Annotated in this window: 25 protein-coding genes and 1 pseudogene; 17 read left to right on the top strand and 9 right to left on the bottom strand. The window is 52.4% G+C overall.

The genetic code is table 11. The features are described from left to right. Positions 1-10 precede the first annotated feature (10 nt). The gene (locus tag AC5JPW_RS18585; protein WP_494242604.1) at positions 11-1066 is read right to left on the bottom strand and encodes a YeiH family putative sulfate export transporter; all 1056 of its coding nucleotides are present in this window, start codon (positions 1064-1066) and stop codon (positions 11-13) included. 118 nt (positions 1067-1184) lie between these two features. On the opposite strand from AC5JPW_RS18585, the gene yieE reads away from it, so the two are divergent. The 6 genes from yieE to AC5JPW_RS18555 all read left to right on the top strand — a co-directional run bounded on the left by yieE (position 1185) and on the right by AC5JPW_RS18555 (position 6753). After that, positions 1185-2051, top strand: a complete 867-nt coding sequence (gene yieE / locus AC5JPW_RS18580) for a DNA-binding transcriptional regulator YeiE (RefSeq protein ID WP_494242603.1) — start codon at positions 1185-1187, stop codon at positions 2049-2051. A 178-nt stretch (positions 2052-2229) separates the two neighbouring features. Beyond that, entirely contained in the window at positions 2230-3015 is a 786-nt protein-coding gene (locus tag AC5JPW_RS18575) for a transporter substrate-binding domain-containing protein (RefSeq protein ID WP_494242602.1), read from the top strand. A 9-nt stretch (positions 3016-3024) separates the two neighbouring features. Then, positions 3025-3690, top strand: a complete 666-nt coding sequence (locus AC5JPW_RS18570; protein WP_494242601.1) for an amino acid ABC transporter permease — start codon at positions 3025-3027, stop codon at positions 3688-3690. Continuing rightward, the gene (locus AC5JPW_RS18565; protein WP_494242600.1) at positions 3690-4346 is read left to right on the top strand and encodes an amino acid ABC transporter permease; all 657 of its coding nucleotides are present in this window, start codon (positions 3690-3692) and stop codon (positions 4344-4346) included. Before AC5JPW_RS18570 ends, AC5JPW_RS18565 begins: the two co-directional genes overlap by 1 nt. Beyond that, entirely contained in the window at positions 4327-5064 is a 738-nt protein-coding gene (locus tag AC5JPW_RS18560; RefSeq protein WP_494242599.1) for an amino acid ABC transporter ATP-binding protein, read from the top strand. The genes AC5JPW_RS18565 and AC5JPW_RS18560 overlap by 20 nt, the downstream gene beginning before the upstream one ends. Positions 5065-5283: 219 nt before the next feature. Further along, positions 5284-6753, top strand: coding sequence for an amino acid permease (locus AC5JPW_RS18555; protein ID WP_494242598.1), 1470 nt, complete (start codon positions 5284-5286; stop codon positions 6751-6753). A gap of 74 nt (positions 6754-6827) precedes the next feature. Here AC5JPW_RS18555 and AC5JPW_RS18550 read toward each other — a convergent pair whose 3' ends face one another. After that, positions 6828-8813: a ligand-gated channel protein gene (locus AC5JPW_RS18550; RefSeq protein ID WP_494243863.1), complete on the bottom strand. Its 1986-nt coding sequence runs from the start codon at positions 8811-8813 to the stop codon at positions 6828-6830. 245 nt (positions 8814-9058) lie between these two features. Continuing rightward, entirely contained in the window at positions 9059-9895 is an 837-nt protein-coding gene (gene fghA, locus AC5JPW_RS18545) for an S-formylglutathione hydrolase (protein ID WP_494242597.1), read from the bottom strand. 149 nt (positions 9896-10044) lie between these two features. On the opposite strand from fghA, the gene AC5JPW_RS18540 reads away from it, so the two are divergent. From AC5JPW_RS18540 to mglC, 7 genes and pseudogenes are all read left to right on the top strand, one after another. Beyond that, on the top strand, positions 10045-11172 hold the full coding sequence (locus tag AC5JPW_RS18540; RefSeq protein WP_494242596.1) for a YbfB/YjiJ family MFS transporter: 1128 nt from the start codon (positions 10045-10047) through the stop codon (positions 11170-11172). A gap of 125 nt (positions 11173-11297) precedes the next feature. Beyond that, positions 11298-11963 carry a GTP cyclohydrolase I FolE gene (folE, locus tag AC5JPW_RS18535; protein ID WP_494242595.1) on the top strand — a complete coding sequence of 222 codons (666 nt, stop codon included), beginning with the start codon at positions 11298-11300 and terminating at the stop codon, positions 11961-11963. Positions 11964-11984: 21 nt separating this feature from the next. Then, positions 11985-13145 (top strand): DUF418 domain-containing protein YeiB, encoded by a 1161-nt coding sequence (gene yeiB, locus AC5JPW_RS18530; RefSeq protein ID WP_494242594.1) that lies wholly within the window; start codon positions 11985-11987, stop codon positions 13143-13145. A gap of 158 nt (positions 13146-13303) precedes the next feature. Further along, positions 13304-14329, top strand: a complete 1026-nt coding sequence (gene galS, locus AC5JPW_RS18525; protein ID WP_494242593.1) for an HTH-type transcriptional regulator GalS — start codon at positions 13304-13306, stop codon at positions 14327-14329. 292 nt (positions 14330-14621) lie between these two features. Further along, entirely contained in the window at positions 14622-15620 is a 999-nt protein-coding gene (gene mglB, locus AC5JPW_RS18520; RefSeq protein ID WP_494242592.1) for a galactose/glucose ABC transporter substrate-binding protein MglB, read from the top strand. Positions 15621-15697: 77 nt separating this feature from the next. Continuing rightward, positions 15698-17219, top strand: a pseudogene (gene mglA / locus AC5JPW_RS18515) (galactose/methyl galactoside ABC transporter ATP-binding protein MglA). Between the two features lie 15 nt (positions 17220-17234). Continuing rightward, positions 17235-18245, top strand: a complete 1011-nt coding sequence (mglC, locus tag AC5JPW_RS18510) for a galactose/methyl galactoside ABC transporter permease MglC (protein ID WP_494242591.1) — start codon at positions 17235-17237, stop codon at positions 18243-18245. Between the two features lie 91 nt (positions 18246-18336). On the opposite strand, the gene AC5JPW_RS18505 is transcribed toward mglC, so the two are convergent. Next, positions 18337-19221: an SDR family oxidoreductase gene (locus AC5JPW_RS18505; protein ID WP_494242590.1), complete on the bottom strand. Its 885-nt coding sequence runs from the start codon at positions 19219-19221 to the stop codon at positions 18337-18339. A 423-nt stretch (positions 19222-19644) separates the two neighbouring features. Between AC5JPW_RS18505 and AC5JPW_RS18500 the strand changes: the two genes are divergently transcribed. After that, positions 19645-19872, top strand: a complete 228-nt coding sequence (locus AC5JPW_RS18500) for a hypothetical protein (protein WP_494242589.1) — start codon at positions 19645-19647, stop codon at positions 19870-19872. Positions 19873-20097: 225 nt separating this feature from the next. Further along, positions 20098-20523 carry a hypothetical protein gene (locus tag AC5JPW_RS18495; RefSeq protein WP_494242588.1) on the top strand — a complete coding sequence of 142 codons (426 nt, stop codon included), beginning with the start codon at positions 20098-20100 and terminating at the stop codon, positions 20521-20523. 7 nt (positions 20524-20530) lie between these two features. Here the strand turns inward: AC5JPW_RS18495 and sanA are convergent, their stop codons facing one another. The 5 genes from sanA to AC5JPW_RS18470 form a co-directional block, all read right to left on the bottom strand. Next, a complete protein-coding gene (gene sanA, locus AC5JPW_RS18490; RefSeq protein WP_494242587.1) occupies positions 20531-21247 on the bottom strand; it encodes an outer membrane permeability protein SanA in 717 nt (238 codons plus the stop codon). A 126-nt stretch (positions 21248-21373) separates the two neighbouring features. Further along, the gene (cdd, locus tag AC5JPW_RS18485; protein WP_494242586.1) at positions 21374-22258 is read right to left on the bottom strand and encodes a cytidine deaminase; all 885 of its coding nucleotides are present in this window, start codon (positions 22256-22258) and stop codon (positions 21374-21376) included. Between the two features lie 129 nt (positions 22259-22387). Then, on the bottom strand, positions 22388-23083 hold the full coding sequence (locus AC5JPW_RS18480; protein WP_494243861.1) for a CidB/LrgB family autolysis modulator: 696 nt from the start codon (positions 23081-23083) through the stop codon (positions 22388-22390). Continuing rightward, entirely contained in the window at positions 23083-23478 is a 396-nt protein-coding gene (locus AC5JPW_RS18475; RefSeq protein WP_494242585.1) for a CidA/LrgA family protein, read from the bottom strand. Before AC5JPW_RS18475 ends, AC5JPW_RS18480 begins: the two co-directional genes overlap by 1 nt. Before the next feature lie 123 nt (positions 23479-23601). Then, positions 23602-24513, bottom strand: coding sequence for a LysR family transcriptional regulator (locus AC5JPW_RS18470; RefSeq protein WP_494242584.1), 912 nt, complete (start codon positions 24511-24513; stop codon positions 23602-23604). Between the two features lie 95 nt (positions 24514-24608). Between AC5JPW_RS18470 and AC5JPW_RS18465 the strand changes: the two genes are divergently transcribed. Together AC5JPW_RS18465 and AC5JPW_RS18460 are read left to right on the top strand one after the other, a co-directional pair. Continuing rightward, positions 24609-25157 (top strand): GNAT family N-acetyltransferase, encoded by a 549-nt coding sequence (locus AC5JPW_RS18465; RefSeq protein WP_494242583.1) that lies wholly within the window; start codon positions 24609-24611, stop codon positions 25155-25157. A 197-nt stretch (positions 25158-25354) separates the two neighbouring features. Then, entirely contained in the window at positions 25355-26260 is a 906-nt protein-coding gene (locus AC5JPW_RS18460) for a metal ABC transporter substrate-binding protein (RefSeq protein WP_494242582.1), read from the top strand.

Genomic DNA, 26260 nt, shown 5'->3' with positions numbered 1-26260 from the left:
ATGTATGGGTTTATGCCAGCAGCTGGTGAACCAGCAGGTTTATTGCGCCGCCACCGACGATTAACCAGATAAATAACACCAGCGCCATCAGCAGCGGTTTAGAACCTGCGCGTTTCAGTGCGCTGATATGTGTGGTTAACCCCAGTGCTGCCATCGCCATGGCGAGTAATACGGTATCCAGCGTCACCAGCGCATTCACCATTGCCTGCGGCAGCAGGTGAAACGAATTGAAGAAAGCGACTGCAATAAAAATCAGGGCGAACCACGGAACGGTGATTTTGCTCTTTTGCGTTGCATTTGCCGGGGCCAGGGTTTTTACACGCATCGCCAGAATGATCAGAAACGGGGCCAGCATCATGACGCGCAGCATTTTTGCGATCACTGCGGCGTTTTCTGCGTCCGGGCTGACAGCGTGCCCGGCAGCCACCACCTGAGCCACTTCATGCATGGTCGAGCCCATGTAGATACCATACGTTTCCGGGCTGAACAGATGGCTCAGGAACGGATAAATTGCCGGGTACAAAAAGATGGCCAGCGTGCCGTAAATCACCACCGTAGCCACGGCCACCGCAACTTTTGATGACTCGGCTTTGACCACCGGCTCGGTTGCCAGAATAGCCGCCGCCCCGCAAATGCTGCTCCCGGCACCAATCAGCCAGCTTGTCTGACGGTCAAGACCAAACACTTTTTGCCCCAACCAACAGGCCAGCATAAAGGTGGAACTGAGCGTCAGCACGTCAATAACGATACCGCTGACGCCGACGTCAGCAATTTGCGTAAACGTCAAACGAAAGCCATAAAGAATAATACCCAGACGCAGTAAATGGTGTTTTGCGAAGCGGACGCCTTCGTCGCAAGAGCCGGTTAAACGCGGATAGAGAGTATTGCCGACCAGGATGCCGAACAAAATGGCCAGCGTCAGCGCACTCATCCCCGCATTTGCCAGCGTCGGGATAGTGCCAGCCCACAATGCCACGCCTGCCACCAGGGCACTTAATGCCAGACCGGGTAACAGCAAGCCTGCTTTAATACGCTGTAAATTCAGATGTTGTGTGATTTCGCTCATAACCTTCTCCTTTCTCTGGATAAAAGGTTACGGCGGGATAGCTTAAAGGTAAAATTGATTATATATTTATAATTAATCTTTATAAGTGGTAAGGGCGCTTACCTCAGGAAGGCAGGTTATGCATATCACACTCCGGCAACTGGAAGTCTTTGCTGAGGTATTGAAAAGTGGATCAACGACACAGGCCTCACAAATGCTGGCGTTATCGCAGTCTGCGGTCAGCGCGGCGTTGACCGATCTGGAAGGCCAACTTGGCGTGCAGCTGTTTGATCGCGTCGGTAAAAGGCTGGTGGTTAATGAGCATGGCCGCCTGCTTTACCCGCGTGCGCTGGCGCTACTTGAGCAGGCCATCGAAATAGAGCAGTTGTTCCGTGAAGATAACGGGGCAATTCGGGTGTATGCCAGCAGCACCATCGGTAACTATATTTTGCCGGAAGTGATCGCTCGCTACCGCCGTGACCTGCCGGATTTACCGCTGGATATGAGCGTCGGCAACAGTCAGGACGTCATCAATGCAGTGGCGGATTTCCGTGTCGACATTGGTTTGATTGAAGGCCCATGCCACACGGCAGAAATTATCGCGGAACCCTGGCTGGAAGATGAACTGGTGGTGTTCGCGCCGCCCGATTCTGCACTGTTGCAGGGGGAGGTTACCCTGGCTCGGCTGGCGGCAGCCCCATGGATCCTGCGTGAGCGTGGCTCCGGTACCCGTGAAATTGTCGATTACCTGTTGCTCTCCCATCTGCCGGAGTTTCACCTGGGGATGGAGCTGGGGAACTCCGAGGCGATTAAACATGCGGTGCGCCACGGGCTGGGCATCAGCTGTTTATCGCGCCGGGTGATTGCCGAGCAGCTGGATGCCGGTTCTCTGGTCGAAGTGCCTGTTCCGCTTCCACGTCTGGTGCGCACACTTTGGCGTATCCATCATCGTCAAAAGCACCTTTCCAGTGCGCTAAATCGCTTTCTGCGCTATTGCGATATGTAAGCGCACCAAAACGACGCACTTGCACCATTCTGGGGTGCAAGTGTGCGTTCCTCATCTGGTTATTTCTTCATTAAATCCCCGCCCGTTAAGCCTTCAGTAAAACATTTTGCGTTGGCACATTAGTTGCAGAATGTGATTCAAAGAATCTTTTGTTTCATGATGCGATAAGGTGATGACGATGAAAAAGTGGATGTTGGCAGCAGCAGGTGCAGCATTGATGTTCTCTTCCGTTGGGTCAGTATTAGCTGACCAGTTGCAGGATATCCAAAAGCGCGGCGTGCTGCGCGTTGCCGTACCGCAGGATTTCCCGCCGTTTGGTTCGGTCGCCACCGACCTTAAGCCGCAGGGGTACGACATTGATATGGCGGAATATCTGGCGAAAGGCATGAAGGTCAAAGTGGAACTGGTACCGGTGACCAGCGCTAACCGGGTGCCTTATTTACAAACCAACAAAGTGGATTTGGTCATCTCCAGCCTCGGTAAAAATGCGGAGCGCGAAAAAGTGATCGACTTCAGCCGTGCCTACGCACCGTTCTTCCTCGGTGTGTTTGGCCCGAAAGACGCCACACTTGCCGATGCTGCTGCCCTTAGTGGTAAATCCGTGGGCGTGACCCGTGGAGCGGTCGAGGACATGGTTCTGACCGACCTTGCGCCAAAAGATGCGCAGCTCAAGCGTTACGAAGATAACAACACCACCATTTCTGCTTATCTCTCCGGGCAGGTGCAGTATCTCGCCACCGGCAACGTCGTGGTCGCTGCCATTGCGCGGCAGAACCCATCACAATCCCCGGTGAGCAAATTTATGCTCAAAGATTCACCGTGCTACATTGGCCTGAAGAAAAATGAACCGGCCCTGAAAGCGGAAGTGGACAAGCTGGTTGAGCAGGCGCTGAAAGACGGCACGTTGAATACGTATTCTGAAAAATGGATGCAGGCACCGTTGCCAGCAAACTTCGGCGCGTAAGGGTCGGGCATGACGACAACCCTTGATTTTGCTGCGCTCTGGCCCTTCTGGCCGCAGCTGCTGGCGGGGCTATGGACCACGGTCACCCTCACCACTGTGGCGACGATTGGCGGTGTGTCGCTGGGGATCCTCGGTGCAGCGCTACGAACCGGTAAACCGACCGTCTTAAGCCACATTTGGGGGGCGTATGTGGAACTTATTCGCAATACGCCCTTCGTGGTGCAGCTCTTTTTCATCGTCTTTGGCCTGCCGGGGCTTGGCCTAAAGCTGACAGCAGGGCAGGCGGCGCTGATTGCTATGTTGATCAACCTCGGGGCTTACAGCACGGAAATCATCCGTGCGGGTATCCAGGTTGCGCCAAAAGGACAGTGGGAAGCGGCGAGGGTGCTGGGGCTGACAAAACTGCAGACCTTTATGCGGGTGATTTTGCCTCCGGCGCTGAAGCGCATTTATCCGGCGCTGGTCAGCCAGTGCATCATCGTGATGCTGGGATCGTCGGTCGTTTCGCAGGTCTCGTACGAAGAGCTGACGTTTATGGCGAACCTGATTCAGTCACGTACCTTTTTGAGCTTTGAAGTCTATTTTGTGACCACCTTATTATATCTGGCACTCTCGTTGCTGATGCGTCAGGTGTTATTGGCGGTTGGGCGTAAATGGTTAGGGGGTGAAAGCTGATGAGCACCTTTACCGATTGGGATATTCTGCGCAACCTGTTGTTGGCGGCGCGCTGGACGTTGCTCCTCTCTTTGATTGCCTTCATTTGCGGTACGTTGGTGACATTGCCCCTGCTGGTGTTGCGTATCAGCCGCTGGGTATGGCCGAAACGCGTCATTGCCGCCTATGCTGCCGTGTTTCAAGGCACGCCGCTGCTGATGCAGCTCTTCCTGGCGTTCTTTGGCATTGCGCTGTTTGGTATTGACGTGAGCCCGTGGACGGCGGCAACGCTGGCCCTGACCTTCTTTACCAGCGCCTTTTTGCTTGATATCTGGTACGGCAGCATCAAAGCGCTACCGAAAGGGCAGTGGGAAGCCTGTCGCTGCCTGGGACTGAGCTTTGGTCAGACGTTGTTTCGTGTGATTGCTCCCCAGGCGATACGGATTGCTATCGCGCCCACCGTGGGGTTTTCCGTACAGGTCGTAAAGGGAACGGCGCTGGCCTCCATCATTGGATTCGTCGAACTCACGAAGGCCGGCACCATGCTCAACAACGTCACCTTCGCCCCGTTTAAAGTATTTGGCCTGGTTGCGCTGGGCTATTTCCTGATGTGTTACCCGCTGTCGCGCTACAGCCGTTACCTGGAGAAGAAATTCCATGCCGCTCATCACCATTAATGACGTGCAGAAATATTATGGCGACAACCATGTGCTGAAGGGCGTAAGTCTGGACATCGAAATGGGAGAGGTTGTCTCGATTATCGGACGCAGCGGTTCAGGCAAAAGTACGTTACTGCGCTGTATGAACGGGCTGGAAGGCTACCAGGACGGCAGCATCAAACTCGGCGGCATGACGGTAACGGACAGAGATTCTCAAGCCCGTGAAATCAGCCGCTCCGTTGGGATGGTGTTCCAGAGCTTTAATCTGTTTCCCCATATGACCGCACTGGAAAACGTAATGCTGGCACCGCGTCGGGTGCTGAAATTGCCTGCAGATGAATGCCGACAACTGGCAAAAGAGATGCTGGAAAAGGTGGGGCTGGGTGAGAGGATGGATTATTACCCGTCGAACCTGTCCGGTGGTCAGCAGCAACGTGTGGCGATAGCCCGCGCGTTGGCGATGAAGCCGAAAGTGCTGCTGTGTGACGAAATTACCTCGGCACTCGATCCGGAACTGGTCGGTGAGGTTTTACGTGTGCTGGAGCAACTGGCTGCCGAAGGTATGACGCTGATTCTGGTGACACACGAGATGAGTTTTGCCCGTGAAGTAGGGGACCGGGTGGTGTTTATGCATCAGGGAAAAGTATGGGAGCAGGGAGAGAGTAAGTCGTTCTTTAACCAGCCACGCACGGCCGAGTTGCAGCAGTTTATTGCATCTGTGCGGGGGTTGAATTAGTCCTTTATTTCGCTAACTTTCTCCTTAAAGGGTGAGGGATCTCCACTAGATAATGCGAGGCTTCCTCACCCTGAGGGAGAGCCAGGCTGTTATTCCACTGCAATACTTATAATCCAACCCCGATCATGAAGGTGTCTAATAAGAGGTTTTTTGTGCCGGATTGAAGCCTTTTCGTTTGCTACAATCGCGCCTCATTTTTTGGATGGATAGCATTTTCTTATGGTTTCCGAAACTAAAACCACACAAGCGCCCACGCTTCGCCGTGAACTCAAGGCGCGTCACCTGACGATGATCGCCATTGGCGGTTCAATCGGTACAGGGTTGTTTGTCGCATCAGGGGCGACGATTTCCGCAGCAGGCCCAGGTGGCGCACTCTTCTCTTATATTCTTATCGGTCTGATGGTGTACTTCCTGATGACCAGCCTCGGTGAACTGGCGGCCTACATGCCGGTTTCAGGCTCGTTTGCGACCTACGGGCAGCAGTATGTTGAAGAAGGTTTTGGCTTCGCACTGGGCTGGAACTACTGGTACAACTGGGCGGTGACCATTGCCGTTGACCTGGTGGCTTCGCAACTGGTGATGACCTGGTGGTTCCCGGATACGCCGGGCTGGATCTGGAGCGCGCTGTTCCTGTGCGTCATCTTCCTGTTGAACTACATCTCCGTGAAAGGCTTTGGTGAAGCGGAATACTGGTTCTCCCTGATCAAAGTGGCGACCGTTATCATCTTTATTGTTGTTGGCATCATGATGATTGTCGGCATCTTCAAAGGTGCGCAGCCTGCGGGCTGGAGTAACTGGAGCATCGGGGATGCCCCGTTCTCCGGCGGCTTATCGGCAATGATTGGCGTCGCGATGATCGTTGGCTTCTCCTTCCAGGGCACCGAACTGATTGGTATTGCGGCGGGCGAATCTGAAGATCCTGAGAAGAACATTCCGCGTGCGGTGCGTCAGGTGTTCTGGCGTATTCTGCTGTTCTATGTGTTTGCTATCCTGATTATCAGCCTGATCATTCCGTATACCGATCCGAGCCTGCTGCGTAACGACGTGAAAGATATCAGCGTTAGCCCGTTCACCCTGGTCTTCCAGCATGCCGGTCTGCTCTCTGCGGCAGCGGTCATGAACGCCGTTATCCTGACTGCTGTTCTCTCTGCCGGTAACTCGGGTATGTATGCTTCCACCCGTATGCTTTACACCCTGGCCTGCGATGGCAAAGCACCGCGTATTTTCGCGAAATTGTCTCGTGGCGGTGTGCCGCGTAATGCACTGTATGCGACCACGGTTATCGCCGGTCTGTGCTTCCTGACCTCCATGTTTGGCAACCAGACCGTTTACCTGTGGCTGCTGAACACCTCCGGTATGACCGGCTTTATCGCCTGGCTGGGGATTGCGATCAGCCACTACCGCTTCCGTCGCGGCTATGTGATGCAAGGGCATGACCTGAACAACCTGCCGTACCGTTCTGGTTTCTTCCCGCTGGGGCCGATTTTCGCCTTCGTGCTGTGCCTGATCATTACCTTGGGTCAGAACTATGAAGCCTTCCTGGCCGATACCATTGACTGGGGCGCAGTGGCTGCCACTTACATCGGTATCCCGCTGTTCCTGATTATCTGGTTGAGCTACAAGTTCACCAAAGGCACCCACTTTGTCAGCTACAAAGATATGGTGTTCCCGGAGCGCTTTAAGAAGTAACAGTCTGGTTCTTTAGCTCTGATAAACAAAAACGCCCCGGCAGCAATGTCGGGGCGTTTTTTATATGTACGCTATCAGAAGCTATAGGTTAAACCGACGGTGTAACGGCGGCCGTCGAGAATAGTGTCATAGGTCGCGTAATCAATTTGTTTATCGAGCACGTTGTAGACACCTGCAGAAGCCAGCAGGTTTTTGGTCGCGTTGTAACGCAAACCGATGTCCACCTGGGTGTAAGAAGGCGTGCCCTGCGACATAGAGGTACGGCTCAGGTACTCCGACGTTTTGCCACGGAAGTTGAGACGGCTCCAGAAACCGACATCCTGAGTGGCCTGCCAGTCCAGCGTGGTATTGAGCATATGTTTTGGCATCTTGTTCAGCGGCTTACCGGAGAACTGCCCGCTTTTCTGCTCAGATTCAGTGAAGGTGTAGTTGGCGGTCAGGTTCAGGTCTGAGGTGATTTTCCAGCCAAAGGTCGATTCCACGCCGCGCATATTAGCTTTATCGACATTGACGCGGTCGCTGACGAAATCATAGCTCACGCTGCCGATAGTGCAGGACGGATCGGCGCTGCTGTTGCAACGACGCACTTCGGTGATTTTATCTTTGAAGTCGGTGTTAAACAGCGTGATACCAGCGTTCAGGTTATCGTTGTTATCCCACAATAACGCCAGCTCTTCGCTCAGGCTCTTTTCCGGCTTCAGATCCGGGTTGCCGACGATAATGCCGTTCAGTCGTCCACCGCCGGTGACCTGGCCCCAGTTTGCAGAAGACTGACGCAGATCCGGCGCACGATAGCCTGCCGACACACCGCCTTTCAGCGTCCATTGATCGGTCAGATGCCAGACACCGTAGCCGCGCGGCGTCCAGTTGGTGCCATAGTTTTCATCTTTGTCCATACGCAGGCCACCGGTCAGACTCAGGTTGTCAAGAATGGCCCATTCATCTTCTGCAAACAGCGCCCAGCTCCAGCGGGTGAGCTTGTTCAGCCCGTCAGCCGCCTCCAGTTGGTTGCCGTTATCGCGCAGTTTTTCATAGCGATACTGACCACCCAGCGTCAGCGTATGCGCATCGAGGAAAATCTGATTCTGGTTGTTGAAGATGGTGTTGTAAGACGTCATCTGACGACCAGGGTTATTGGTCTCTTCCTGCTGAATATAGCTGGTGGTGTTGATGTCTTCGTAATAACCGCTGTGGGTTAACGCATAGGTGGTGTGCTCATAACGGCTTTCACTTTTGCTGTTAGGTGTGCAGACGTTACCACGGCAGCTCTCTGCCGCGGAGGATTTACCCGGCGTACTGTTACGGTCCTGCAACTCACGTGACACGTCAAAATCAATGTCGTTTTTATCATCCGGGGTGAAGTTCAGTGTGATCCCCCCGTTGCGCAGGCGCTGTTCGTTATAGCCGTTAAGAATTTTGTCTTCGGCCCGACGCGAGAACAGCCCGGTCACTTTGGCACCCAGCAGGCCATCAACCAGTGGGCCAGACGCATAGGCATTGGTCTGATAGAGGTCGCCTGAGTCTCGGTTTTCCTGCCACGTAGCATCACCGTGCAGGGAGCCGGTCCAGCCTTTGGTGTTGGAGACTTTTTTGGTGATGACGTTAATCACGCCGCCCATGGCGTCCGAGCCGTACAGCGATGACATCGGGCCACGGATCACCTCAATACGTTCAATGGATTCCAGCGGTGGCAGCCAACCCTGTTCGATACCGGCGTTATCGCTGTTCGGGCGTGTGCCACGGGTGCTGATACGCTTCCCGTTCACCAGGAAAAGTGTGTACTGAGAGCCCATACCGCGAATGCTGATATCGCTGCTGCTGGCCCCGCCTGTCACCACCACACCCGGCACATCTTTCAGGGCGTCGGTGACATCACGATAGGCTTTGTCTTCAATCTGTTGTTTAGAGATAACCGAAATCGAGGCCGGGGCATTCTGAATCTTTTGCTCGAACCCGGTGGCAGAGACCACCAGGGTGTCCTGATCGGCTGCGTGAAGTAAAGGAGGGGTAGTGGCTGCCCAGATTGCGACAGCGAGAATTTTTGCGCGAGGAGTCATCATCATCTCATTCCGTTTCAATGAAAAAAGCGCCATCTCAAAACCATGAAAAATCTAAGTGTTTGTCTTTGAAGAATTCTCTGGATGGCGAAGCGGATGAATTGTGGAGAAATAATGTATTTATGTAAATACAAGTGAGAATTGAAATCATTTGTATTTAAAATAAAAGAAAGAAGAAAACAATATTCATCAACGGGATAGCGAGGAATGTAAGGGAAGGTAAAGAGGAGGGCGAACGCCCTCCGGTGTTACTTGAGCAAATGTTCAGCGTGGAAGCGTAAGTGATCTTCAATGAACGAGGCGATGAAATAGTAGCTGTGATCGTAACCAGGCTGGACGCGCAGGGTTAGCGGCCAGGCGCTCTGCCGGGCGACTTCTGCCAGACGTGCGGGTTGTAATTGCTCTGCGAGGAACTGATCCGCATCACCCTGATCGATAAGCGTTGGAATGGCGTCTGTCGCCTGACCTGCCTGCATCAGCACGCAGCTGTCCCACGCCTGCCAGGTTGTGGTGTCAGTGCCGAGATAGGCGGTGAAGGCTTTCTGGCCCCACGGCACTTTCGCCGGATTCACAATCGGTGCGAAGGCTGAAACGCTGGTAAAGCGGCCTGGGTTTTTCAGTGCCATGATCAGCGCACCGTGCCCGCCCATCGAGTGACCGCTGATTGCCTGGCGATCGCTCACCGCAAACTCAGACTGGATCAACGCGGGCAGCTCGTCGCGCAGGTAATCATACATGCGGTAATGCGCGGCCCACGGCTGCTCGGTGGCATTGAGGTAGAAACCCGCGCCTTTACCCAGATCGTAACCATCAGCATCTGCTACATCGTCACCGCGCGGGCTGGTATCCGGCATGACCAGCGCAATACCCAGCTCTGCGGCAACCCGCTGCGCGCCTGCTTTAAAGGTAAAGTTCTCGTCATTACAGGTCAGGCCGGACAGCCAGTAAAGAACAGGAGGTGGTGTATTTTCACGGACAGGGGGCAAATAGATGCTGAACGTCATCGCGCAATTCAGCACCGTGGAGTCGTGCCGCCAGCGTTGTTGGCGCCCTTCAAAACAGCGGTGCTCTTCAAGCAATTCCATGCCAGGCTCCTTCGATAATGATTAACAATAAAAGCGTGATAGCTCTCCATAATACAGATTATTCATGTGGCTGTGAGCAACTTTCACTTTCGCTTAGCTGCATCATATTGCATCATTAATTTTACTTTTTATTAACTTTTGGAGTGCGCATGGCGCTTCGAATTGCGCTGAGCGGCTTTATTGTATTAGTCGTGGCGATGGGAATAGGGCGCTTCGCCTTTACGCCGCAGGTCCCTCTGATGATTCAGGATGGGCAACTGACGCTGACCAGCGCCGGGCTGGTGGCGGCAATGAACTATCTTGGCTATCTTCTCGGCGCGTGGGATGCCATGCGTGCGCGTCGCCACGTCGAAATGCGTCTTTACCTGGGCGTTGCCGGTGCCGTTGGTCTGACGTTTCTTTCTGCCTTGGCAGATAATGCAATTACGCACGGGGCGCTGCGCCTGGTGATTGGTGCGATGAGCGGCTGGGCAATGGTGCTCACCGCGGCCTGGACAAACGAACGCTTGGCCCACTATGCCCGCCCTGGCCTCAGCGCTGCGGTGTTTGCCGGCCCCGGTGCCGGTATCGCCCTGAGCGGCCTGCTGGCGGTGGCGATTCAATCGCGCGGGCTTAGCGCGGCTGCGGCGTGGCAGGTTTATGGCGTACTGGCGCTGGTACTGATTGTCTTTATTGGTCGCTATTTGCCGCGTCCAGGGCAGTTGCATCGTTCAGGCGAACAGCCGCAACCGCTGCATTTAACGCCGGACCTGAAACGTCTGGTCTGGAGCTACAGCCTGGCGGGCTTTGGCTACATTCTCCCGGCGACCTTTTTATCGCAAATGGCGGCACTGCGTTTTCCAGGCAGTTTGTTCGCTCAGTTTGTCTGGCCGGTATTTGGTGCGGCGGCGGTTATCGGCATTGCTCTGAGTATTGCGCTGCGCCATTTGGGGCAGAGCCACCAGCGTCTCGCGATCGTGTTGTGGCTCCAGGGTCTGGGCGTAGTAGCAGCAAGCGTGTTGCCGGGAATGAGCGGACTGGTGATTGGCGCATTGCTGGTGGGGGGCGGATTTCTCTGTGCGGTGCAGCTTTCACTGTTATATGGCCGTGAACTGGCACCGAACCACACGCGGTATATGGCCGGGTTGCTGACCACGGGATACGCGGTTGGGCAATTGATTGGTCCGGTGACCTCGGCGCTCTCCACCTGGCTCACGCAGCGACTGGAGCCTGCGCTGGGCCTGGCAGGTATCGCCCTGGTCATTGGCGGAATTCTGGTGTGGAAGCGGGTGGCATAACAGGCGCAGGCTATTTCATTAATTATCTCGGTGAATACTGGATTCTGTGCGCGACCTCACGCACAATGTTTCCTCACTTCGCTTGTTGCCCCGGCGAAGATGCCACACCTGCAGGAGAATAAAAAATGTCATCACTCAGTAAAGAAGCGGCTCTCGTTCATGAAGCCCTGGTTGCCCGCGGCCTTGAAACACCGTTGCGACCGCCCGTCGACATGGATAACGAATCCCGTAAGCGCCTGATAGCTGGTCACATGACTGAGATTATGCAACTTCTTAATCTCGATCTGGAGGATGACAGCCTGATGGAAACGCCGCATCGTATCGCCAAAATGTACGTTGATGAGATTTTCTCGGGGCTGGATTATGCCAACTTCCCGAAAATCACCGTCATTGAAAACAAAATGAAAGTGGATGAGATGGTGACGGTGCGTGATATCACCCTGACCAGTACCTGCGAACACCATTTTGTGACCATCGACGGAAAAGCGACGGTGGCTTACATCCCGAAAGAGTCAGTGATTGGCCTGTCCAAAATTAACCGTATCGTGCAATTTTTTGCCCAGCGCCCGCAGGTTCAGGAGCGTCTGACGCAGCAGATCCTGACCGCACTGCAAACTTTGCTCGGAACCAACAATGTCGCGGTGTCCATTGATGCCGTGCATTATTGCGTGAAAGCGCGTGGCATTCGTGACGCAACCAGTGCCACAACCACCACCTCGCTGGGAGGACTGTTTAAGTCCAGCCAGAACACGCGTCAGGAATTCCTACGCGCTGTACGTCACCACAACTAGTTTTTAACAGGAGCCGGGTACATGGAAAGAAATGTCACGCTGGATTTTGTTCGTGGCATAGCCATTCTCGGTATCCTGCTTTTGAACATTGTCGGTTTTGGTCTGCCCAAGGCAGCCTATCTTAATCCCGCCTGGTACGGCAGTGCCACACTCAGTGATGCCTGGACCTGGGCGGCGCTGGATCTGTTTGCACAGGTCAAATTCCTCTCCTTATTTGCCATTCTGTTCGGTGCGGGTTTGCAGATGCTGTTGCCTCGCGGCAAGCGCTGGATCCAGTCACGCTTAACGCTGTTGGTCCTGCTCGGCTTTATCCACGGTCTGCTGTTCTGGGACGGGGATATTCTGCTGGCGTATGGTTTGATTGGGCTGATTGCCTGGCGAATGGTTCGTGATGCCACCAATGTGAAAACGCTGTTTAATACTGGGGTGGCGCTCTACATCATTGGCATTGCCGTGTTGCTGCTGTTAGGGGTGATTTCCGGCAGTACGCCAAATCGCTCCTGGATACCAGATGCGGCAAATATTCAGTACGAAGGCTACTGGAAAACCACGGGCGGCCTCATGGAGGCAATCGGTAATCGCGCCGATATGCTCTCTAACGGCTTATTAGCGCTGGGGGCGCAATATGGCTGGCAGCTTGCCGGGCTGATGCTGATTGGTGCCGCGCTGATGCGCAGCGGCTGGTTGAAAGGGCAGTTTAGTCTCACTCACTACCGCCGAACGGGGCTCTTTCTGACGTTGCTGGGTGTGACAATCAACCTGCCTGCGATTGTTGCCCAGTGGCAGTTAGAGTGGGCGTACCGCTGGTGTGCGTTTATTTTACAGGCTCCCCGCGAGCTCAGCGCTCCCATCCAGGTGTTGGGTTATACCTCACTTATCTTTGGCTTCTGGCCGCAGCTTTGCCGTTGCACGCTGGTGAATGCCATTGCCTGCGTCGGGCGGATGGCACTCAGTAACTATTTGCTGCAAACACTTATCTGTACCACGCTCTTCTATCGCTTCGGCCTGTTCATGAAGTTCGACCGTCTGCAACTGCTGGCGTTCGTGCCGCCGATCTGGGCTATCAATATTCTCTTCTCTGTTCTCTGGCTGCGTCGTTTCCGTCAGGGCCCCCTTGAGTGGATATGGCGTCAATTAACCGCACGTGCTGCGGGGACATCATTACCACGCACATCCAGATAACGATCTGGATCACAATCATTAACAAAATGGATGTAACCGTTTCCATCCGTGTGATGCCACTCACGTAGTCTGCTTGCGGCGACTGAGAGAATAGCCTCCTTGTTAAACACCAGGGGGCGTCTCTGTGAGCTGCCGCAATCAACACAAGGTTGAATACTATGGTCACCATTCGTGACGTGGCCCGTCAGGCGGGCGTTTCCGTTGCGACGGTTTCTCGCGTATTGAATAACAGTGCGCTGGTGAGCCAGGAGACGCGCGAAGCGGTGACTAAAGCGGTTGCGCAGCTTGGCTATCGACCCAATGCTAACGCGCAGGCGTTGGCAACGCAGGTCAGCGACACCATTGGTGTAGTGGTGATGGACGTTTCTGATGCCTTCTTTGGTGCGCTGGTCAAAGCGGTGGATGTGGTAGCTCAACAGCACCAGAAATATGTGCTGATTGGCAACAGTTACCATGAGGCAGAAAAAGAGCGCCACTCGATTGAAGTCTTGATTCGTCAACGTTGTAACGCCTTGATTGTTCATTCAAAAGCCTTGAGCGATGAAGAGCTTGCCGGGTTTATGGAACAGATTTCAGGCATGGTATTGATCAACCGTGTGGTCCCTGGTTATGCCCATCGGTGCGTGGCGCTCGACAACGTCAGTGGGGCGATGATGGCGACCCGTATGCTGCTTAATCATGGGCACCAGCGCATCGGCTATCTCGCCTCCAGCCACCATATTGAAGATAACGATTTGCGCCGTGATGGCTGGTTTAAAGCGCTGGAAGAGCACGGCATCATTGCGCCGGATTCATGGGTGGGTACGGGCTCACCGGACATGCAGGGCGGCGAGGCAGCCATGGTCGAACTGCTTGGACGCAACCTGCAACTCAGTGCCGTGTTTGCCTACAATGACAGCATGGCAGCCGGTGCACTGACGGCGCTGAAAGACAACGGCATTGCGGTGCCGCAGCATCTCTCTTTGATTGGATTTGATGATATTCCGATTGCCCGTTACACCGACCCACAACTGACAACGGTACGTTATCCCATCGCATCAATGGCCCGTCTGGCGACAGAACTGGCGTTGATGGGGGCTGCCGGCAAGCTTGATCCTGAGGCGACGCACTGCTTTATGCCTACGCTGGTGCGTCGTCACTCCGTTACATCACGGCAAATTGCGGTAACGATCACTAACCCATGATGTTTGATGATGTAACCGTTTTCAATCTGTGAGTAAATTCACAGTATCTTAACAACGCGCTGACTATGATGTCAGCGTTTTAGGAGCTGAAACACGATGTAACGGTGAGTATTCACTTTTACGGAAGCATAAAGCTTTAAGCATCGAAAAAAACGCATCACTGGAGCGTTACCCTACACGGAAGAAAGAATTTTTTGAGTGAACTTCGGCCGACAGTAACGTTTCATTAACTTACTGCCCCGCCGACCCTTTATTCACAAGAACTACCCTGCATAATAAAACCGGAGATACCATGAATAAGAAGGTGTTAACTCTGTCTGCTGTTATGGCAAGCATGCTGTTTGGCGCGGCTGCTCACGCTGCGGATACCCGTATTGGTGTGACCATCTACAAATACGATGACAACTTTATGTCTGTTGTGCGTAAAGCCATCGAGAAAGACGCTAAAGATGCTTCTGGCGTACAGTTGCTGATGAACGACTCCCAGAACGACCAGTCCAAACAGAACGACCAGATCGACGTTCTGCTGGCAAAAGGCGTGAAAGCACTGGCAATCAACCTGGTTGACCCGGCAGCCGCAGGTACTGTTATTGAGAAAGCACGCGGCCAGAATGTGCCAATCGTGTTCTTCAACAAAGAACCAAACCGCAAAGCGCTGGACAGCTACGACAAAGCCTTCTACGTGGGTACAGACTCCAAAGAATCTGGCATCATTCAGGGCGATCTGATTGCTAAGCACTGGGCTGCGAACAAAAACTGGGATCTGAACAAAGACGGTCAAATCCAGTTCGTCCTGCTGAAAGGCGAGCCGGGTCACCCGGATGCTGAAGCACGCACCACTTATGTTATCAAAGAGCTGAACGATAAAGGCATCAAAACCGAGCAGCTGCAGTTAGATACCGCTATGTGGGATACCGCAATGGCGAAAGATAAGATGGACGCATGGTTGTCTGGCCCGAACGCCAATAAAATTGAAGTTGTGATCGCGAACAACGACGCAATGGCAATGGGTGCGGTCGAAGCGCTGAAAGCACATAACAAATCCTCTATCCCGGTATTCGGCGTCGATGCTCTGCCTGAAGCGCTGGCATTGGTTAAATCTGGCGCCCTGGCCGGTACCGTACTGAACGATGCCAACAACCAGGCGAAAGCTACGTTTGATCTGGCGAAAAACCTGGCAGACGGTAAAGGCGCCGCTGATGGCACCAACTGGAAAATTGACAACAAAATTGTTCGTATTCCTTACGTTGGTGTAGATCAGGAAAACCTGTCTCAGTTTACTGGTAAGTAATAGTTAGTTTTTCGTACACACAGGGCGCTATCTCGCGCCCTGTTATAATAAATATGCCAGGCCAACAAGGTATAATTATGGTCAGCAACAATACTCAGTCGTCCGGTGAATTCTTGTTGGAAATGAGCAATATCAACAAGTCCTTTCCTGGCGTAAAGGCTCTCGATAATGTGAATTTAAAAGTGCGTCCTCATTCTATCCATGCATTAATGGGAGAGAATGGCGCGGGTAAATCAACATTATTAAAATGCCTTTTTGGGATCTACCAAAAAGATTCCGGCAGCATTCTTTTTATGGGAAATGAGATCGACTTCCATTCTGCAAAAGAAGCACTGGAAAATGGTATCTCAATGGTTCATCAGGAACTTAAACCTGGTGTTGCAGCGTTCTGTCATGGACAACATGTGGCTGGGTCGTTATCCAACCAAAGGTGTGTTTGTCGATCAAGACAAGATGTATCGCGATACCAAAGCTATTTTCGATGAACTGGATATTGATATCGATCCACGTGCGCGTGTCGGGACATTATCTGTTTCGCAAATGCAGATGATCGAAATTGCAAAAGCGTTCTCCTATGATGCCAAAATCGTCATTATGGATGAACCGACTTCCTCGTTGACCGAAAAAGAAGTTAACCACCTTTTCACTATTATTCGTAAGCTGAAAGACCGTGGTTGCGGCATCGTTTACATCTCGCACAAAATGGAAGAGATTTTCCAGCTGTGTGATGAAATCACGATCCTGCGCGATGGCCAGTGGATTGCCACCCAGCCGCTGGAAGGGCTGGATATGGACAAGATCATTGCCATGATGGTCGGTCGTTCTCTGAACCAGCGTTTCCCGGATAAACAAAACGTCCCAGGTGAAACCATCCTTGAAGTGCGCAACCTGACGTCACTGCGCCAGCCGTCTATCCGTGATATCTCCTTTGATTTGCATAAAGGTGAGATTCTCGGTATCGCGGGTCTGGTCGGGGCGAAGCGTACCGATATTGTTGAGACGTTATTTGGTATCCGTGAAAAAGCAGCGGGTACGATTAAACTGCACGGCAAAAGTATTAATAACCACAATGCGAATGAAGCCATTAATAATGGTTTTGCGTTGGTTACGGAAGAACGTCGTTCAACCGGTATTTATGCTTACCTGGACATTGGCTTCAACTCGTTGATTTCCAATATTCAGAATTATAAAAACAAAGTAGGTTTACTGGATAACTCCCGCATGAAGAGTGATACCCAATGGGTTATCGATTCTATGCGTGTGAAAACACCAGGACACCGCACCCAAATCGGCTCCCTTTCCGGCGGGAACCAACAGAAAGTGATTATCGGTCGCTGGCTGTTGACACAACCGGAGATATTAATGCTTGATGAACCTACGCGCGGTATTGACGTAGGGGCGAAATTCGAAATTTATCAGCTGATCGCAGAGCTGGCGAAGAAGAATAAGGGGATTATTATTATCTCCTCTGAAATGCCTGAATTGTTGGGTATCACTGACCGTATTCTGGTAATGAGCAATGGTCTCGTTGCTGGAATTGTTGACACTAAAACGACAACGCAAAACGAAATACTCCGTCTTGCGTCTTTGCACCTTTAAGATCAGGGGCTCCTCATGAGTGCGTTAAATAAAAAAACTTTTCTCACTTATCTGAAAGACGGCGGTATTTACGTTGTTCTTTTAGTGTTACTGGCAATCATCATATTCCAGGACCCCACATTCTTAAGTTTGCTGAACTTAAGTAACATTCTGACCCAGTCCTCGGTGCGTATTATTATTGCACTGGGTGTGGCCGGGTTGATTGTAACGCAGGGTACTGACCTGTCAGCGGGCCGTCAGGTCGGTCTGGCAGCGGTGGTCGCGGCAACGTTACTGCAGTCGATGGAAAACGTGAACAAAGTTTTCCCTGAGATGCAGACCATGCCAATCATCGTGGTGGTGGCGATTGTTTGCGTTATTGGTGCAATCATCGGTTTGATCAACGGTATTATCATCGCGTATCTGAACGTGACACCGTTTATCACCACCCTCGGTACCATGATCATCGTTTACGGTATTAACTCCCTGTATTACGACTTTGTGGGTGCATCACCGATTTCCGGTTTCGACAGCGGCTTCTCTACCTTCACGCAGGGCTTTATTGCGCTGGGATCATTCCGCCTGTCCTATATCACCTTCTACGCGCTGATTGCTGTCGCATTTGTCTGGGTGCTCTGGAACAAAACCCGCTTCGGTAAAAACATTTTTGCCATCGGTGGTAACCCGGAAGCGGCGAAAGTGTCAGGTGTTAACGTCGCCCTGAACCTGTTGATGATCTATGCACTGTCCGGCGTGTTCTATGCGTTCGGTGGGATGCTGGAAGCGGGTCGTATCGGTTCTGCAACCAACAACCTCGGCTTTATGTACGAACTGGATGCGATTGCAGCCTGCGTCGTTGGCGGCGTCTCCTTTAGCGGTGGTGTGGGTACCGTGCTCGGCGTAGTGACCGGTGTAATCATCTTCACCGTTATCAACTACGGTCTGACCTATATCGGTATCAACCCGTACTGGCAGTACATCATCAAGGGCGGCATCATCATCTTCGCGGTGGCGCTGGACTCCCTGAAGTACGCCCGTAAGAAGTAATCTCTATTTCTTCGGCCACGTTGGCGCCGATGTAAAGCAAAACCCCCGTCAATCCGTTGGCGGGGGTTTATTATTTGAGTCCTCTTGCCGCTTACAACGTGCCGGTACCGCCATCTGAGCACCAGACCTGGCCTGATGAAAATGAACTTTCATCGGACGCAAACAGCACATATAGCGGAGCGATTTCCACCGGCTGACCAGGGCGTCCTAGCGGTGCGGAAGCGCCAAACTGTTGTACTTTTTCCTGTGGCTGACCGCCGCTGGATTGCAGCACAGTCCAGTATGGCCCCGGAGCAACCGCATTCACGCGAATTCCTTTTGGCCCGAGTTGCTGCGCCAGCACTTTCGTGAAGGCCACGTTGCAGGCTTTGGTTTGCGCGTAATCCAGCAAAATCTCACTGGGCTTAAAGGCCTGAACAGAGGTGGTGTTAATGATGACAGCACCTTCCTGCAGATGAGGAATCGCCGCTTTGGTTATCCAGAAAGGGGCATAGACGTTTGTTTTGAAGGTCGCATCAAAATCTTCTGTAGAGAGGTCTTCGATGGACTCGCAAAACTGTTGTCGGCCAGCGTTGTTCACCAGAACGTCCAGTCCACCTAACTGTCGTACAGCATTGGCCACCAGCTGCTGGCAAAACACCTCACCACGAATATCGCCAGGCAGTGCGACGGCTTTACGCCCCTCAGCGGTGATGAGTGCAATAACGGCTTCGGCATCAGACTGTTCTTCTGGTAGATAATTGATCGCCACATCGGCACCTTCACGTGCAAAGGCGATCGCCACAGCCCGACCAATGCCTGAGTCGCCACCCGTGATCAATGCTCGCTTACCCGCCAGTCTGCCAGAACCGATATAGCTTGTTTCTCCATGATCGGGGAGGGGCTTCATTTCAGAAGCCAGCCCTGGAGGCTGTTGAGGTTGTTCCGGGAAGGGGGGACGGGGATAGTGATGATGCTTCTTGTCAGGAGGTGTCATATATATCCATTTTTTAGCAAACCGAAAACTTAAGGTAGACGCTGCTCACCACTCTCGCTATCAAAATTCTAATATCGAAACGTTTTTCTATTTATCGAAAAACGATTTTTGGGAACGTTTATTATTTATTTAGAACGGGATATGACCTCGCCTCAGATAAATCTACTTTGTTTACCAAACGAGGATATATCCTGAAAAGATGCTTTGTTATGAACATGATGGCAACATGTCGTTAACTTTGTGTGGCGCGAAAATAACATTGACTCAGAATGAAACGGCGGTTGCTTTTTAATTAGTTGGCTAACGGCTATTAAAATTAATAATGATTTTAAGTACTCGACTAAACTTCATGAATTCTCACTTGTTAAATTTTTCAATTCAGTGCTACGCTGATCAAGTCACAACATTCGCAAGGAGATTAGGATGAATAATGAATCAGCGTTTCCTGCATTTCCCGTTAATGGATGGCAGGTCGGTACCGTGGAAGATCTGAATGGCGTGGTGATTCAGTTTGGCTACAGTACGTCTCCTTATGCGCCGGGTGGGTCAACATTCGAGTCGCAATTTTTTAGCCTCACTCCTGAAAAGGTCAAAAGTCTCATATACGATCTTCAGTTAAGTCTACACAAGTATGAAAACAAAGTTGCCTGAAGCGTCATGCAGTTAAGAGCGGATGACGTTGCAGCAGTCTGTAAAGTATCAACAGCCTGCTGCGCAGGATATATTCTGAGTTTTACAATCCTTTACCTTCTTTTATCCGAAGCATCCTTCACAAATATTGCTGTTTAAGCCTATTCTGAATGTATGGGCTGTTTTTGATTGTATCCTGAATATAGAGACAATATATACCTGTAGTTATGATGAGCTGGAGCGCCTATGAATGTTGTGTATTTCAAAGTTGACCACCCGCCGCATGAAAAAATCAATCCGATTCACTTCTATCTCAAAGCTGTGCAACTCACGCGTGATAATGAAATAATTGTCGATGCCGGGGACTTGAAAATCACGTCCTTGCCCTTCTTTTATTTCTCCATCGTACCTACGGGGTTTGGGAAAATAGAATTTACGATGCGTAACCGCTCACAGCTGCGACTTGAATGTTCTGCAGGGTATATCAAAACCGGGGAGTATCTTGTTGCGACACCGGAAGGTGAAGTTATTTTGCCCTTTAACGCCCTGACAGGTTTGTGGACGGTGAACAAAACGGAAAAACGGTATATCGATATTCAGGGGTTTGTTGAACGTAACTATCAATTGCTCGGGCCGGTCAGAAATATCAATCGCGGCGCATCCGTTTACTGAAAGGGGATCAATTGTTTTTCTTTTGTAACTCAAGCAGCTGCTCGACGGTCACCGCCGGGTAGTCCTGGGCATCGTCAGGCACTTCCTGTAACGCAGGGATAGGTTCCAGTGGGCCTAAAAACCGCGGTTCACGCTTAAATATATATAAGTCAGCAATAGTACCCAGTCGTGCACCAAATTCTCGCACACGCACACTCCACATATCTTTAGGTGAAGGCACGGCATAGCACTGGGCCTGAATTCCCATATGCTGCGCAATAAAGAGCGCACGTTCGCAGTGGAAGCGTTGGGTGATAATAATGAAGTCGTTGGTATCAAATACTTTGCGTGTACGGACAATAGAGTCCAGGGTACGGAACCCGGCATAATCGAGGACAATATCGGAAGGATCCACGCCACCAGCAATAAGATCTTTTCGCATCGTGACGGGTTCATTATAACTTTGCAGAGCATTGTCACCGCTCAGCAGCAGGTAGTTAACCTTGCCGCTGTTATAGGCATTTAACGCACCCTGAATACGGTAGCGGTAATACTGATTAATGACGCCCGTGCGGTAGTATTTTGCGGTCCCCAGCACAACACCCACCTGACGCCACGGCAGATCCTGCAGATCATCGTAGATATAGGGGGCGGTTTTCCAGCTCATCCAGCGATCCAGGCCGAGCGCAGTCAACAGCAGTAAGCCGATAAGGACCAACAGGCTGTAGGTAAAACGCTTCAACATGTAGACGAACTCAGTACAGGGTTAAATTTCACTCAAGGCTACTTTACCCGTTCGGCAAGCGCAAGAAACGGGTGTTCAATTGCGGGGTTTTTCACCACTGCGGGCAATAAACCCGCAGTGAGTCGATCAGGCAAGCAGTTTACGCTCGACGTTTTCACAGCCGAGTGCACGCAGCGTGGCGACGGTGGCATCCCACTGGGTCAATGGGGCATCCGCTTTTTCCGCGAGAACAGCGCGCTGCATGTCCGGATAGTCGTAGCCGCTGAGGCTCATCAGATTCAGAGCGCCTTGCAGCGGAGGAAGCGTCGGGTTGAAAGCGGCATTTTCCGCGTAACTGCCGCTGAAAATCTGCCCGTCGCGACATTCAATCGCCACACCGGAAGGGGAGTGAGTATAGGGACTATGGCTTTTGTTGGCTGTTACAATCGCGGCTTGCGCAAGCGCGTCACCCTGTAATGCAAACCCATGATCCTGAGCATCTAACAGCAAGGTTTTAATCTCGAGATCTTTCGGACCGAAGGCATCCGGTAGATAGTCGCCCAGCGTGTGCGGCGCACGGCCTGGCAGATTAATACGCAATGTCAGCCCGCTGTTCAGCTCGTTCATAAACTGACGGCAGTGACCGCACGGCGTGTAGTTAACGGTAACGGAGGAGAGCGCTTTTTCTCCCCGTGACCACGCGTGGCTGATGGCACTTTGCTCAGCATGTACAGTCTGCTGCATGGTTGCGCCAAGAAACTCCATGTTGGCACCAAAATACCAGGTACCGCTGACGCCGCGTGCAATGGCACCGACGTTAAAGTGGGAAAGTTCGGTGCGTGCGCAGGCTGCGGCGAGCGGCAGCAGAGCAAAGGCCAACGCGTCTTCGTCCATCCCTGTGGCGTCAAGCAGCGCGGAAACCTGTCCGGCCGTTAACATCGCAGGAAAATGCGCGTCAGCCAGGACAGGTGCCAGTGCGGCTTGTAAATCTTCCGCGAGCGCCGGAAACGCAGTGTGAAAACGTGAATGCATGGCGTTGCCTCATAACAATGTAATGGGATCGTAGTTTACGGGCCGATGTGGCCTTTATATGTGATCAACATCTCACTGTATATGCAACTTATGAAATTCAAATGAAAAATGCGCGACGCATCGCAAATTTTAGCCCGCAATCGCCAGGATTAACGGGAACAAGAACGGTGCGAGCAGCGACGTGATAATGCCGCAGATCACCAGTGCCAGCGAACTGAAGGCCCCTTCCTGGTAATCCAGCTCAGAGCAGCGTGCGGTGCCGAGGGCATGAGAGGCCGTTCCCATTGCCAGTCCACGAGCCGATTTAGTCTTAATTCTCATCAAATTCAAGAGAGTATGACCGAACACGGCACCCAGCACGCCTACAAAAATCACGCAGACCGCGCTAATGGCCGGGATGCCACCAATACTGCCACCGACCGCCATCGCAATCGGCGTGGTGACCGATTTTGGCAATACAGATGCGGCAATTTCAGGCGTGGCACCCATCATCAGTGCAATAACAGAGCCCGTAACCATCGCAACGATGCTACCAATAAAGCAAATGGTGATGATGGATTTCCAGCGCGCCCGAATCTGATGCAGTTGTTCATACAGCGGGAAGGCGAGTGCTACGACGGCGGGCTGCAATAAATCATTCAGGATTTTGCTGCCCTGGAAATAGTTTTCGTAAGGGATCCCGGTAATCAGCAGGAACGGAATGATCACCACCATTGCCACCAGTAAGGGGTTGAGCAGCGGCATCTTAAAGCGTGCCGCAAGCTTGCGGGCGGCGAAGAAAACGGCCAGGGTCAGAGGAAGGGACCACCAGATATACGCCATGATTATTTGCTCTCTTCTTTACTAACGATCTTGCGCTCGCCGTGCACCAGATGGGTACTCCAGCTCACCACCACAAACACAATCAGAGTACTGATAGCGCAAGAGACGACGATGGGGCCAAACTGGGCACGCAGCATATCGTAATACTGCATAACGCCTACGCCGATGGGGACAAACAGGAGCGCCATGTAGCGTATCAGCACGTAGCAACCGGGGTTAACCCATTTTGCCGGCAGGATTTGCAGTGCCAGCAGGACAAACAGAATCAGCATGCCAATAATGCTGCCCGGAATGGTGATAGGTAGCAGCGAGGAGAGATAAATTCCCGCATACAGGCAGGCGTAAATAAGGGCAAAGGCGCGGAGGTATTGCCAGATAATATTCAGTGATTTACTCATGGTGGAAACCCTTGATGAACTTCATTCATCATACAATTAAAGCCTAAAATGTGCTACCGATCACATCATGACTTGTGAGCATACCAAACATTCCTTTTTGGAACGTCAGGCATTACCACAAGATTATTCCAATGCGCTCTCTGTCTTTGCTCTGACTGCTTCTTCTATACGCGCAATGACTTCATGTAAACCGCGATGGATGAGCCTGTCCTGGCGCATCACTCTTCCCAGTGTACGGTGCAATTCAGGCACCAACGGATGCAGTGTTAAGCCGATTCTCTCTTCCGGGCTGTCTACCGCCAGACGCGGCACAATGCTGTAACCGAGCCCGGCACGCACCATGCGCTTAATGGCTTCGATACTGCCAAGCTCCATGACGGGGTTCATTGGCACTCCGGCACTCAAAAACCAATTATCGATCAACTGACGCGTTCCGCTGCCGGATTCAAACACAATAAGCGGGAGGTGTGCACAGTGAGAGGGGGTGAATGCTGCTGTCGTCTCGTTACTTTCCGTTGCACTGATGACAACAAATTCTTCTTTCATAACCGGCGTAACGTCCAGATTCTTACCTGTTGCCGGTAAGGTGACGAGGCCAATATCAATTCTGTTTTCCTCAACCGCCCGCACGATGTCCTGCGTGTTACCGGTGCGCACACCCACGGTGAGTTCCGGCCAGGTCTGGTGAAGCGCCTGCAACACGGTGGGGAGCAGATGAATGCAGACAGTGGCACCTGTCCCCAGGGTCACCGTACCCCGGATCTCTTGCTGGTGAAGGGCGACGGATTGCACTGCGGCATTGACGGCGTTTTCAATGGCTCCGCAATGTTCCAGCAGAGTCAGTCCGGCGGGAGTAGGGCGGATGCCGCGCCCGGTTCGCTCGATTAACCGCGCCTGTAACGTGGCTTCCAGTTGGCGTATTTGCAAACTGACCGCGGGCTGAGAGAGACCGAGCACGTCAGCGGCTGCGGTAAAACTTCCCCGGTTTATCACCAACCTGTAAGTGGCCAGTTGATCAAGACTGAGGGTGGTCATCCAACGTTTTCCTTATGCGGGTGATAAGTGCCGACCCGTACCAGAAGGCAGAGGTTGCGGCTAGCCTGTCAGCAGTGACGAGCAGGAGTCGAATAATGGTAATTACTGAAGCAGAAGAACAACATATTCCCGCTATCCACGCAATATATGCCTGGCACGTAGCGAATGGCACCGCCTCTTTTGAAACCGAAGTGCCGGGTATCGATGACATGCGTGAGAGGATGGCAAAACTGCGCGAGGCCGGGCTACCGTGGTTTGTGCTTATCGACGAAGGGGTGGTGAAAGGGTATTGCTACCTGTCTCGCTACCGTACCCGTATGGCCTACCAGTTTACGCTGGAAGATTCTATCTATGTGGATCAGCGTTATCGCCACAAAGGGGCGGGTAAAGCGCTGCTTGCAAAGTGCATCGAATGGGCGGAACAACACGGTTATCGCCAGCTTATAGCCGTGGTCGGTAACAGTGAAAATGCTGCCTCCCTTGCGCTGCACCATCGGGCCGGATTTACCACCACCGGCACATTAAAAAATGTCGGTTTTAAGCACGGACGCTGGCTGGATATTGTTATCCTGCAGCGCACGTTGGGAGATGGTGCGCTGACCTTGCCACTGGTGAATGTAGGGGGTGGCGCGGCCTGCGCGTAAACGCGTTGTATCCTTTTTTTAAATCCTTTTCGCCTGTCGGGGAATCCTGATGGGCCCTCATGTTATGATTTTCCCTTCAGCGCAGCCCCTTCCTGATTTAATTAACGATAATCATTTTCATTAAAACATAGCCTATGCTATATAAATTAGCACAGGCTAATTTCGTTCTGATTTTAATCACCTCTGGAGACTCCTGCATGCGGATAATGAAGAAAGTAAAAGTGGCATCGTTAGGCTTACTGCTGGCACTGACGACGGGTGCACATGCGGCTGAGAAGTTTAAGGTCATCACCACCTTTACCGTTATTGCTGATATGGCGAAAAACGTAGCGGGGGATGCAGCGGAGGTGACTTCTATCACCAAACCCGGTGCGGAGATCCACGAATATCAGCCCACGCCAGGAGACATCAAGCGGGCGCAGGGCGCGCAGCTTATTCTTGCCAACGGCATGAATCTGGAGCTGTGGTTCCAGCGTTTCTACCAACACCTGAACGGCGTGCCGGAAGTGGTGGTGACGACCGGTATCACCCCGATGGGCATCTCCGAAGGACCGTACAACGGTAAACCCAATCCGCATGCCTGGATGTCGACGGCGAATGCGCTTATCTACGTTGATAACATCCGCGATGCGCTGGTGAAATACGATCCGGCGAATGCCGACACATACAAACAAAACGCAGAAAAGTATAAACAGCGGATAACCGACACGCTTGAACCGCTGCGTAAACAGGTGGCGAATATTCCTGAGGCACAGCGCTGGCTGGTCTCCAGCGAAGGGGCCTTTTCGTATCTCGCACGCGACCTTGGCTTAAAAGAGCTCTACTTATGGCCGATCAACGCCGATCAGCAGGGCACGCCGCAGCAGGTTCGTCGCGTCATCGATCAGGTCAAAACGTCACATATTCCGGCGGTCTTCAGTGAAAGTACCGTCTCAGATAAACCTGCTCGCCAGGTGGCACGGGAAACCGGTGCCCACTACGGCGGCGTTCTCTATGTCGATTCTCTCAGTGCGGCGAACGGACCGGTGCCGACTTACCTTGATTTACTTAACGTCACCACCCACACGCTCGTCCAGGGCATCAAAGATGGCATGAAGGAGTAA

The organism is Phytobacter sp. (genome assembly GCF_059074235.1).
Note: the sequence above shows the minus strand (reverse complement) of the source record. Positions and strands in the feature narration are given on the sequence as shown.